Genomic DNA, 11,614 nt, shown 5'->3' on the forward strand with positions numbered 1-11,614 from the left:
AGCCCTGAGGTTGAAGCGTCCTGGGTTTCGTTCCGACCTACTTCCTCAAGGAGGATCGGATCATGCCCCAGAAGTACAGCCCCGAGTTCAAGGCTCGTGCCCTGAAGCTCATCGAAGAACGCGTCAGTGCCGAGCAGTGCTCCGGCTGGGTTGCCTGCACCGCCGTCGGCGAAGCTCTCGGCGGGATCTCACCCCACACCCTGCGGAACTGGTGGAAGCAAGACCGCATCGACCAAGGTGAGGCTCCAGGGTTGAACACCGCTGAGGCCGAGGAGATCACCAAGCTGCGCAGGGAGAACCTCGAGCTGCGACGCGCGAACGAGATGGCGGATTCAAGCGGTGGGTGCAAGGAACTCTGCGAGCTTCTCTGATGGTGTCAGATAGCCCAGCGTCTTGCGTGGCCGGCCGTTGAGGCTGTCCTGGATCGCGTCGAGCTCCTCGCGGGTGACGGTGCTCAGGTCACTGCCCTTGGGGAGGTACTGGCGCAGCAGCCCGTTGGTGTTCTCGTTGCTGCCACGCTGCCACGGCGAGTGCGGGTCGCAGAAGTAGATCGGGAACCCGGTGGCCGTGGTGAACGCGGCGTGCTTGGACATCTCGGCGCCTTGGTCCCACGTGATCGTCCTGGCCAATGACGTGGGCAACGTCGTGATCGCTTCACGCATCGCGGCCTCTACCTGCTCAGCGCTCTTCCCGTCTGGCAGGTGCAGCAAGAGCGTCATCCGGGTGGATCGTTCCACGAGGGTGCCGACTGCACTGCGGCTGCCTTCCCCGAGGATCAGATCGCCTTCCCAGTGACCCGGTACTGCACGGTCATCTGCCTCGCCAGGACGCTCGCTGAGCATCACCATGCCGGGGATTCGGCCACGGCCGTCGGTGGTCCCACGGGGCCTGCGAGTGGCGCGGCCGGACCGCAGGCACCGGGCCAGCTCGCGACGCAGCTCGCCGCGTCCCTGCACGAACAGCGACTGGTAGATCGTCTCGTGGCTCACGCGCATCTCCGGGTCGTCGGCGTGATCCAACCGGAGGCGCGCGGCGATCTCCTGGGGTGACCACAGCTGCTCGAGACGCTTGGCCACCTCCTCGAGGAGTCGGCCCGGTGCGAGCTTGAACCGCTTGGGCCGTCGAGCCTGCTCGCGGGCATGCTCGTGGGCGTGCCAGGCCGAGTACCCGGCTCGGCCACCACCGCGCTTCACCTCGCGACTGACAGTGGACACGGCCCGACCCAGCTGGCGCGCGATCGCCGTGAAGGTGTCGCCGCGGTTGATCCCGATCAGGATCTGCTCGCGCTCGTCGATCCTCAGGCAGCCGTGACGTGGTTCCCAGCCGAACGGCCTGGCCTCGACGTGCCTGCCAGCGCGGGCCATGATGCCAACCATCGGCGCGCTGCAACCGACCTCCTTCGCGATGTCGACCAGCCGCCAGCCCTTGGCATGCAACCTGAGCGCGAGCTGCTTCTGCTCCCGACTGAGATGACCGTGCTTGCCCTGCATCCGGGCCCTCCTGTGATCGGCGACTACCTCATCTCACAGGACTCGTTGCACTGACCGCTTGAATCCGCCGATCCTGCGCAAGGCGTCGGCTTTCTTCGCAGCGGAACTCGACCGCCCCACGACGAAATGATCGCGTTCATCGACATGCATCGCGAGAAGTTCGGGGTCGAGGCCATCTGTCGCATCCTCGGTGCGACAGAATGTGGGTTCATCACCTCCCGAGGATACCGCGCCTGGAAGACCAGGCCGGCATCCGCTCGAAGCCTCCGGGACGAGATGCTCGTGGAGGAGGTGAGGCGGATTCATCAGGAGAATTACAGCGTCTACGGGGTCCGGAAGATGTGGCACGCCATGCGGCATGCGGGATGGGACGTGGGCCGAGACCAGGTGGCACGACTGATGAAGATCGCTGGCCTCCAGGGTGTTCGCCGAGGTCGCATCCCCGTCACTACCCGTCCAGAGGTCGGAGATGACCAGCGTCCCGACCTTGTCGAGCGGAAGTTCGTCGCGGCTCGGCCGCAGCAGCTATGGGTCGCCTATATTACCTACGTTCGGATACTCACCGGATTCTGCTACGTCGCATTCATCACCGATGTTTTCAGACGCAGAATCGTCGGCTGGGCGGTCGCACCCACACTCCACACGGAGAATCTGCCACTGCTGGCACTGGAGCACGCACTTCTCTCAACGGGGGCAAGTAGGAATGAGGGCGGATTGATCCACCATTCCGACAGGGGCAGTCAGTACGTCTCGCTGGCCTATTCGGACGCTCTCATCACGGCAGGCGTGAAAGCTTCAGTCGGCACCGTCGGAGATAGCTACGATAACGCGCTTGCCGAGACCGTGAATGGTCTCTACAAGGCGGAGCTGATCTACTCCAAGCGGATCTGGGATTCAGTCAGCGAGGTCGAGCTCGCCACGATGGGCTGGGTCCATTGGTGGAACACGGCTCGCCTCCACGAAGCTCTCGACTACCGCACCCCAGCAGCGGTCGAAGCGGCCTACACTCACCCCACGACGACCGCGCCCGCGACCGTCTAACCACGGAACGAAACCGGCTCATCCCAATCGAGGGTGTAGTTGGGGTCTGAATCCGCCTGTCTCGAGCAGGCTTCTGGCGATGTAGTTGGTGAGGTTGCGGAAGCCCAGGGCGGAGCCGCGGAGGTGCTCGAGGCGACCGTTCGTGGCTTCGGTGGGGCCGTTGCTGGTGCCGGGTCGGTCGAAGTAGGCCAGGACGTCCTCTGCCCGCTTGGACAGAGTGCGGCCGAGGGTGACGAGCTCGGTGAGCGCGGCGGGGACGCCGGAGGTCAGGCTGGTGATGAGGTTGCTCATGGCCTGTCGGCCTGCGGTGCGGTCGGGGTGTCGGTAGGCGGCGATCATGCGCTGGTAGATGCCCCAGGTGGCTTCGACCTGGACGTGGTCGTCGTCCCCGAAGAGGGCGGTGAGGCGTTGGGTCTGGCGGTCGGTGAGCAGGTCGGCGCCGGTGTGCAGGGTGCGTCGGGATCTGTAGAGCGGGTCGGTGTTGCGGCCGCGGTGGCCGTGCAGTTCTTGCTGGACCCGGCGCCGGCAGCGGTCGAGGGCGTCGCCGGCGAGGCGGACGACGTGGAAGGGATCCATGACGGCGACGGCCTGCGGGAGCTCTTCGGTGGTGGCGGTCTTGAAGCCGGTGAACCCGTCCATGGCGACGACTTCGAGGCCGTCGCGCCAGGCCTTGGGCCGGGCAGCGAGCCATGTCTTGAACACTTCCTTGGAGCGGCCCTCCACCATGGCCAGCAGCCGCGATGGCCCGGTCTTGTCGCGGACCGGGGTGAGGTCGATGACGACGGTGACGAACTTGTCGCCGCGGTGGGTGTGACGCCAGACGTGTTCGTCGACGCCGATCACCTTCACGTCATCGAATCGGGTCGGGTCGTCCAGCAGGAGCCGCTGGCCTTCGGCCAGCACAGCGGCGTTGGCTGTGTCCCAGGAGACGGCGAGAGTTTCGGCGAGGCGAGCAACGGTGAGGTGTTGGCAGACGAGTCCGACCAGCGCCCACCGCAGCGCGGTCCGGGACAGCTTCGCTCGGGGCTCGGCGGCACGGGTGGTGTCTTGCCGCCAGACGTGCCCGCAGCCGGTGCACTTGTAGCGGCGGACCGTGAGCAACAGCGTGGTCGGCCGCCACCCCAGCGGTTCGTGGGCCAGCTCCCTGGTGACGGTGTCCCGCGCCCTCCCCTCGCAGCCGCAGCGCCGGCACCAGCGCGCCGCATCGTCCTCTTCGACGCGGCACAGGAGCACCGCGCGGTCCGGCTCCACCTGCTGGCCCACGACCACGAGACCGAGCTCGTCGAGGCGGCAGAAAGTCGTCACATCAGGGGTCGCGAAGGTAGCGTCGGGCACGTCGAGGTCTTCCTGGATGGGCAGTGTGAGAACTTCCATCCTCGGAAGGCCTCGACCACTATCCGGGCACCGACGCGCCGCGCCCTCCCACCACGGCTGCTGCGTCGCCTACACCCTCATCTGGGAAGAGCCACGAAACCCAGGGCGCTTCAGTGCATCGATACATGCCCAACTCCTCAAATGTCTGAGCGCAAACAGCTCCTTGGGGTACAACTGACATCCATTGTCGAGGGCCCGATCCATTCGTCCGCCAGGGCGACCGGATCAGAGGTGGCATCGCCGCAGTTGCAGATAGATGGACTCTGCGTTCTCAGTTGACTCCGCACCACCATGGTCTTTTTACCCACTCTCCTAGGTTATGGAGTACCCAACGATTCTTTCGATTTTTCGGCGCGCCAGAAGCTCTAAGAAAGGAAAAATATAATGAACCTCAACACACCCTCCCCTCCCCCTTGGTTCACGGATGCAAATCGCCGCACCCCTCCCATATGGAGATATACCTTTAGTAAGGTTTCCGGGGGACCAAGATACCTCGACCTCCTCCGTCGACATCACGACTCGTCCAATCACGGGTCCTTGCAGGACAATATTTGAGGGATTAATCTGGACGCGCGTTCGCGCCTCCAGAGAGAATAGGATCGCCCAGGCAACGACGAACAAACAAACAGCTGAAAGAAACAAGGGCTCACCTGAGATTGCTAGAAAAAGAATAAGTGGGAACCAGAGGGAAACCATGTAAAGAAACGCTGCCGCAGGTCCGGGACTTCTCCAAGTACTCACTTTCGACCCCACCACTTAAATCTACGGCCGAAGCCGTCTACAAAGCCTCCGGCAGCCATACCATGGATATGCGAGGACCAGTATATCGCTGACCTGCGGCCACTAAAACGGCTTCGCCAATAACCTCTCTTCTTCCAGCCTCGCCTAAAACTCATCCTTGGAAGTTTGCCAAACAAGTGCTTAGACTGCCACGCCTTGCTCGCATAATTTCCACCGAAGCTCGACGCCAAGGCTGTTGCACCCCACCTGGCTGATTCGCGCCTATCGGTCTGCCAATAGGAAGCTGAAATATGTGCACTGCACGCACTGCCAGCGATCCCGGGCGCCCAGGAGCACCCCCCGCGATACCAACGAGCGGCACGTGAATTCCCTGTGACTGCACGTGACTGGCGAGACCATGCGTTCTTGGCCTGACGCCATTTGCGCTTGCCCCATGACCACAAGCCGTTGAGGTCGGTCATGTTTATGGGGTCTGCGGGGTAGGTGTAGGTGTTGGCGTTTCCGCCGTAGACGGGGTCGGTGGTGGTGAAGCGGCCGGTGACGGGGTTGTACAGGCGGGCGCCCATGAGGGTGAGGCCGAAGGTGCCGGTGGGGGTGGCGCGTTCCTTTCCGCCGAGCCACCCGTACCCGGTCACTCCGTGGACCAGGCCGGTGGTGGCTGGCGTGCGGGGTGTGCCGTACTCGGTGTAGTCCGACCAGGCACTGATTCCCGTCGCGGTGTTCCCGTCACCGAGAGGAATCGTGGTCACGATGTCCCCGTGGGGGTTGGTCACCGTCAGCTCGGTCTCGGCCGTCTGGCCGCGGGTGTTCATCTGCAAGCCCAGGTCGCCACCCAGGCCGGGCAGATACCGCTCAGTGCCGCCCTCGAAGGTCACCCAGGTCGGGTTGTCCGAGTCGTCCCCGTAGTGCCGGACCAACTCACCGACTGCTGAAGCGTCCTGCGGGGTCTGTGCCCACCCCGTCGTGGACTGACCCAACCGCCGACCGGCAGCGTCACGGGTGAACGTCGTCACCACACCACCCTGCGCGACCAGTCGGGGGGCGTCGTCGTGGTAGTACCCGATCGTCAGGTCACCGTCCCCGGTGGGTGTGTCCGCCTTCGGGATGGTCGTCTGCCGACCGAACGCGCCATAGGAGTACGCGCCTTGACCGTTACCACCGGTAGTCGAGGCGTCGCCTGCGTTATACGCCCACGTTGTGGCCGCAGCAGACCCCGTGGCGCAGTCCGAGCTGGTCGTGCGGGACCGGTTGGAGTTCACGTCGAACGTGTATCTGCGCTTTTGGCAGGTCGCCGGGGCACTGTCCTGCCCCGGGGTGGTCGTCACCACACCCGCACTGAACCGCCCCGGGTTTCTTGGAGGCTCGCAAGGACCGTGATGGCAGGTGACGTCACGGGGGGTGCTGGCGGGCGGCGTCAGGTCGAGAACTAACCGATCAGACTCCGTGAAGTCGCCCAGGACGACCACGTCCCAGTGAGGGCGGCGGATCTGATGGGGCGACGCGGCGAGCGGATCGTCGGTGGTCTCCTTGAAGTAGACGACGTTCTTCTGGGCGACCTCGGTGGCGGGGTCCACCGCGACACTGAGGGACCCGTTGCGCAGCCGAGTGACGTTGCCCTGCGGCTTCCCGTAGGCCAGCAGCAACTCGAAGATGAACTCACGGTCGTAGGAATCCCGACCGCCCAGGGGAGCGACGCGCTCCTCGATGGCCTTCAGGTTCAGCCTCGCCACTGCAGTCCCTTGGTCAAGCACCCGTCTTGTACCCGTCACCCTACAGTCGGCCTTTGCGCGCGTTCAGCAGGCGCTCCGGTTCCGGGCCCAACCACCGCAGACATTCGCCATGCGGGTGCTGCGGAAGTACCGTCGAGGCAACGCGAAGACCCCGACACCGTGTGATGTCGGGGCCTTTCGTTGTCCTTGCGGTGACTCCAGCGGTGACATCGGTCCTCTTGCGACCTTCTCCATCACCTCGGTGACCAAGAATCCGCTGATATTCCAGCGGATTTGGTCGGGCTGACAGGATTTGAACCTGCGACCCCTTGACCCCCAGTCAAGTGCGCTACCAAACTGCGCCACAGCCCGATCGCCCCGCACGCGGAGCGGAGAGAACCATAACCCATCGGTGGCCCCTGCCCCAATCCGCCCCCGACGCGCGGGGTCGAGGGGCGGCTCAGCGGCGCCGGCGCTCGCGCACGCGCACCGAGATCTCGATGGGCGAGCCCTCGAAGCCGAACCGCTCACGCAGCTTGCGCTCCAGGAAGCGGCGGTAGGAGTGCTCCAGGAAGCCCGAGGCGAAGACCACGAACTTCGGCGGCCGGCTGGAGGCCTGGGTGGCGAACAGGATGCGGGGCTGCTTGCCGGAGCGCACCGGGTGCGGGTGCGCCGCGACGACCTCACCCAGGAAGGCGTTCAGCCGTCCGGTGGGGATGCGGGCGTCCCAGCTCTCCAGTGCCTGGTCCAGCGCCGGCACCAGCTTGTCGACGTGGCGCCCCCGCGTGGCGGACATGTTCACCCGCGGCGCCCAGGGCACCTGCACCAGGTCGCGCTCGATCTCGCGCTCCAGGTAGTGGCGACGCTCCTCGTCGGTGGTGTCCCACTTGTTGTACGCGATCACCAGGGCCCGACCGGAGTCGATCACCTGCTGCACCACCCGGATGTCCTGCTCGGCGATCTCCTCGCCGGCATCGATGAGGACCACGGCCACCTCGGCCTTCTCCAGCGCGCTCTGGGTGCGCAGCGAGGCGTAGAAGTCCACCCCGCGAGTCTGGTGCACGCGGCGGCGGATGCCGGCGGTGTCCACGAACATCCAGGTGCGCCCCCCCAGCTCGATGTACTCGTCCACCGGGTCCCGGGTGGTGCCGGCGACGTTATCCACGACGACGCGCTCGGACCCTGCCAGGCGATTCAGCAGCGAGGACTTGCCCACGTTCGGGCGCCCCAGCAGGGCGACCCGGCGCGGCCCGCCGACGACGCGCCCCGCATCGGACTGGGGCTCCGCCGGGAACTTGGCCAGCACCTCGTCGAGCAGGTCCCCCGAGCCCTTGCCGTGCAGCGCCGAGAGGGGCCACGGCTGACCGAGCCCCATCGACCACAGCGCCGCGGCCTCGCCCTCCAGGTGCAGGTCGTCGACCTTGTTGGCGACCAGCAGCACCGGCTTGCGTGAGCGGCGCAGCAGCTTCACGACGTCCTCGTCGGCATCGGTCGCGCCCACGGTCGCGTCGACCACGAAGATCACGACGTCCGCCAGCTCGACGGCCACCTCGGCCTGCTGTGCGACGTGCTTCTGGATGCCCTTGGCGTCGATCTCCCAGCCGCCGGTGTCCATCACCATGAACGGCACACCGTTCCACTCCGCGGGGTAGGTTACGCGGTCGCGAGTCACTCCCGGCTCGTCCTGCACCACGGCCTCGCGACGGCCCAGGAAGCGGTTCACCAAGGTGGACTTGCCCACGTTCGGGCGCCCGACAATGGCCACCACCGGCAACGACTGCACCTGGTTGCCGTGCTCGTCGAAGGCACCACCGGCCTCGATGAGGGCGGCGTCCTCCTCCTCGAGCTCGAACTCGTCCAGCCCGGCCTTCAGCGCGGTCGCGTAGGCGACCTCCACCTCGGTCTCGGGGGCGTCGGGGTCGACCTGCTCGACCGGCTGCTCGGGCTGGCCGGGCTCCAACTCGGGCTGGCCACCCTCCTCGATGGGGTCAGCCGGGCCGTCCTGCTCGCGCGGCTCGTCGTGCTCGTGCTGGTTCTCGCTCATGCTGCTCCCTGGGGGGTCCGGCCGGACCGGGCGAGCACCACCTGGACGACGGCCTCCACAGACCCGGGGAGGTCCAGGTCGGAGGTGTCGATGGTGGTGACGCCGTCGGCGGCGGTGGTGAAGTTGGAGACGGTGGAGTCGTCGCGGTCGCGGCGCAGCACCTCGTCGCGGGTGCTGTCGGAGACCTGCTGCCCCCCGGTCTGGCGCTGGCGGCGGCGCAGGCGCGCCTCCTCGTCGGCGGTCAGCAGGATGCGCACCGGTGCGTCGGGCGCGATCACGGTGGTGATGTCGCGGCCCTCGGCGACGATGCCCCGCCCGGTGGCGCTGGCCTGGGCGATGATCTCCTGCTGCCGGCGCGCGAGCTCGCCGCGCACGTCGAGGTTCGTGGCCACGGCCGAGACCGCGGCCGAGATGCGGCTCTCGCGGATGGCCCGGCTCACGTTCCGCTCCCCCACCCACACGCCGGGCGACCCCGGGTCGGTTGACTGGCGCAGCGGGGCGGTGCGCGCCAGGTGCGCCACCGCACCGACGTCGGAGAGGTCGGTCCCCGCATCGAGCGCGGCCCAGGTGAGGGCGCGGAACATGGCCCCGGTGTCGAGATAGGCCAGGTCGAAGGCCATCGCCACGGTGCGCGAGACGGTGGACTTGCCGGATCCCGAGGGCCCATCGATCGCCACGGTCACCGGCACGGACAGCTCGGCCAGCCGGGGATGACGGCGGGTCGGCGAGTAGGGCAGCCGCATCACAGCCCCACCAGCTTCATCGTGCGCGCGAGCTCGTCGGGGGTGACGGCGCGCAGGTTGCCCGGGCGCAGGTCACCCATGCGGATCTCCCCCACCTGGGTGCGCACAAGCTCCTCCACCGGGTAGCCGACCTCCTCCAGCAGGCGACGCACCACGTGCTTGCGTCCCTCATGGATCACCAGCTGCACCATGGCCCACCCGGGCTGCGAGGCGACGACGGAGAAGTCGTCGACCTTGACCACGCCGTCCTCGAGCTCGACCCCCTCACGCAGGAGGTTGCCCAAGCCCTTCTTGACCGGGCCCGGCACCTTGGCGACGTAGGTCTTGGGCACCGAGTAGCTCGGGTGCTGCAGCCGGTGGGCGAGCTCGCCGTCGTTGGTGAGCAGCAGCAGACCGGAGGTGTCCTGGTCCAGCCGGCCCACGTGGAACAGGCGCTCCTTGCGGGTGTACGTGTAGTCGCCCACGGAGAGGCGACCCTCCTCGTCCTCCATGGTGGAGATGACGCCCACGGGTTTGTTGAACACCAGGTAGACCTTGGAGTCGTCCAGCTGCACCGGCAGGCCGTCGACGGCCACCTTCTGGCGCGAGGGGTCGATGCGGACGCCCAGCTCGGTGACCGGCACCCCATCGACCTCCACGCGGCCGTCGGCGATCATCTGCTCGCAGGCACGGCGGGAGCCCAGCCCGGCGGCGGCGAGCACCTTCTGCAGGCGCTCCCCCTGGCTGGTGTGGACGTCGTGGTCCGGGCGGTTCCCGCCCGGGCGGGACCGGCGCTTGCGGACCGGCCCGAAACCGCCGGTCCCGCGCTTGCCCTGGCCGTTGGGTCGGCCGGGGCCGTTGTCGCGGCGTGTCATCCGTGCTCACTCTCCTGCGTCTGCTGCATCGTCTGGTCGGTCGGGGCGGGCTCGTCGGTGGCGACGGGCTCGTCAGGGGGCGCGGCACCCGGGTCGGGTTCCTCGGTGGTGCTGGTGTCCTGCGGGACGCGGACACCTGCTGCGATCTCCTCGAGGTCCCCGGCGTCGGGGAGGAGGGGAGCGAGGTCGGGCAACCCGCTGAGGTCGTCCAGACCCATGCGCTCGAGGAACTGGTGGGTGGTGCCGTAGAGCACCGCGCCCGAGGGTTCGCTGCCGACCTCCGCGATGAGGCCGCGCGCCGTCAGGGTGCGGACCACTCCGTCGACGTTGACGCCACGCACCGCGGCCACCCGGCCCCGACTGATCGGCTGACGGTACGCGATGACCGCCAGCGTCTCCAGCGCGGCCTGGGTGAGCCGCGCCTGTCGACCGCCGATGAGGAAGCGCTCCACCGCATCGGCGTATTCCGGGCGCGAGTACATCCGCCAGGCGCCGGCGACGGCCCGCAGGTCGAAACCCCGGCCCTGGGCGGTGTAGCCGGCGGCGAGCTCGCGCAGCGTGGCCTCGACCACCTCCACCTCGGAGCCGAGCCCCTCGGCGAGCTCCGCCGGCGTGACCGGCTCGTCGACCACCATCAGCACGGCCTCCAGGGCGGCCGGGAGGTCGGCGGGCGGGTCGGCTGGGGGGTCACCAAGCGGGCGGACCGGGTCGGCGGGCGCCGCCGCATCGTCGGGGGTGGTCGGGTGCTGGTCACTCACGGGGGTCAGTCTGCCCGGTCCCGGCCGCGGTCCACCGGACCTCCATCGGCCCCAACGGAGACGGCTGCTCGACGTCGACCGTCCCGGAACGCAGCATTTCCAGCACCCCGAGGAAGCGGCCCACCACCTCGAGGCGGGTGGAGGCGTCGCCGATGAGCTCGGCGAAGGTGAGCCGGCCCGCCCGCTGCAGCCGGGCCGTCATGAGCGCGACCTGCTCGGTGACGCTCACGGTGGGGGCGTGCAGGTGGTCGACCCCCACGACCGGCTCGGGGCGCGGGCTCAGGGCCCCGGCGGCGATGAGGGCCAGCTGCTCGGGCGAGACGGTCATGACCAGGTCCGGCAGCACGCTGGCGAAGCGCTCCTCCAGGCCGGCCATGCGGGGCACGGCGCCCCCGGCCTCCCCGGACCGCTGTGCCATCCACCCCGCCACCTGCTTGTAGGCGCGGTACTGCAGCAAACGCGCGAACAGGACGTCACGGGCCTCGATGAACTCGAGGTCCTCGATCTCCGAGCGGGTCTCGGCCGGCAGCAGGCGGTTGGCCTTGAGCTCCAGCAGGGTGGAGGCCACCACGAGGAACTCCGAGAGCTCGCTGAGCAACCAGGCCGAGGCCGCCCGGTCCCCCGCCGCCTCGGCCTGCGAGGCAGCCTGCTGGGCCTCGCGCAGGTGGGCGATGAACTCGTCGGTGACCGCGGCCAGCGCGATCTCGGTGATGTCCAGGCGGTGCTTGGAGATGAGCCCCAGGAGCAGATCGAAGGGCCCGTCGTAGGCCGCCTGGTGCACGTGGAAGGCCACCGGGCGGTGGTGGGTCAGCACACCCCCCGGGGCCTGCGGGAGCGGCTCGGCTGGCGTCGCGGTCACG

At 67.8% G+C, this 11,614-nt stretch carries 9 protein-coding genes, 1 tRNA gene, 1 pseudogene and 1 other annotated feature; of the genes and pseudogenes, 2 read left to right on the top strand and 9 right to left on the bottom strand.

All coding sequences use genetic code 11. The annotated features are described in order from the left end of the window. The first annotated feature begins 62 nt into the window (after positions 1–62). Positions 63–371 (top strand): transposase, encoded by a 309-nt coding sequence (locus KSED_RS07375; protein ID WP_015779477.1) that lies wholly within the window; start codon positions 63–65, stop codon positions 369–371. Here the strand turns inward: KSED_RS07375 and KSED_RS07380 are convergent. After that, positions 333–1,490, bottom strand: coding sequence for an IS30 family transposase (locus KSED_RS07380; RefSeq protein ID WP_015779478.1), 1,158 nt, complete (start codon positions 1,488–1,490; stop codon positions 333–335). The two genes, KSED_RS07375 and KSED_RS07380, sit on opposite strands and share 39 nt — an antisense overlap. Before the next feature lie 87 nt (positions 1,491–1,577). Further along, positions 1,578–1,680 (top strand) — a sequence feature (AL1L pseudoknot). On the opposite strand from KSED_RS07380, the pseudogene KSED_RS07385 reads away from it, so the two are divergent. Further along, positions 1,581–2,531, top strand: a pseudogene (locus KSED_RS07385) (IS3 family transposase); the annotation flags it as partial. It overlaps the preceding feature by 100 nt. An 18-nt stretch (positions 2,532–2,549) precedes the next feature. Here KSED_RS07385 and KSED_RS07390 read toward each other — a convergent pair. The 8 genes from KSED_RS07390 to KSED_RS07425 all read right to left on the bottom strand — a co-directional run bounded on the left by KSED_RS07390 (position 2,550) and on the right by KSED_RS07425 (position 11,613). Next, positions 2,550–3,866, bottom strand: coding sequence for an ISL3 family transposase (locus KSED_RS07390; RefSeq protein WP_041291415.1), 1,317 nt, complete (start codon positions 3,864–3,866; stop codon positions 2,550–2,552). Positions 3,867–4,642: 776 nt separating this feature from the next. Beyond that, complete coding sequence (locus KSED_RS07395; RefSeq protein ID WP_015779481.1) at positions 4,643–6,376, bottom strand: RHS repeat-associated core domain-containing protein; 1,734 nt, start codon at positions 6,374–6,376, stop codon at positions 4,643–4,645. A gap of 274 nt (positions 6,377–6,650) precedes the next feature. Next, a tRNA-Pro gene (locus tag KSED_RS07400) sits at positions 6,651–6,727 on the bottom strand. An 88-nt stretch (positions 6,728–6,815) separates the two neighbouring features. Next, complete coding sequence (gene der / locus KSED_RS07405) at positions 6,816–8,399, bottom strand: ribosome biogenesis GTPase Der (protein ID WP_015779482.1); 1,584 nt, start codon at positions 8,397–8,399, stop codon at positions 6,816–6,818. Next, positions 8,396–9,142: a (d)CMP kinase gene (gene cmk, locus KSED_RS07410; protein ID WP_015779483.1), complete on the bottom strand. Its 747-nt coding sequence runs from the start codon at positions 9,140–9,142 to the stop codon at positions 8,396–8,398. Before cmk ends, der begins: the two co-directional genes overlap by 4 nt. Further along, complete coding sequence (locus tag KSED_RS07415; protein WP_015779484.1) at positions 9,142–9,996, bottom strand: pseudouridine synthase; 855 nt, start codon at positions 9,994–9,996, stop codon at positions 9,142–9,144. The genes cmk and KSED_RS07415 overlap by 1 nt, the downstream gene beginning before the upstream one ends. Further along, the gene (scpB, locus tag KSED_RS07420) at positions 9,993–10,754 is read right to left on the bottom strand and encodes an SMC-Scp complex subunit ScpB (protein WP_015779485.1); all 762 of its coding nucleotides are present in this window, start codon (positions 10,752–10,754) and stop codon (positions 9,993–9,995) included. Before scpB ends, KSED_RS07415 begins: the two co-directional genes overlap by 4 nt. Next, on the bottom strand, positions 10,747–11,613 hold the full coding sequence (locus KSED_RS07425; protein ID WP_015779486.1) for a segregation and condensation protein A: 867 nt from the start codon (positions 11,611–11,613) through the stop codon (positions 10,747–10,749). The genes scpB and KSED_RS07425 overlap by 8 nt, the downstream gene beginning before the upstream one ends. Position 11,614 lies beyond the last annotated feature (1 nt).

This window comes from Kytococcus sedentarius DSM 20547 (assembly GCF_000023925.1).
Classification (GTDB): Bacteria; Actinomycetota; Actinomycetes; order Actinomycetales; family Dermatophilaceae; genus Kytococcus; species Kytococcus sedentarius.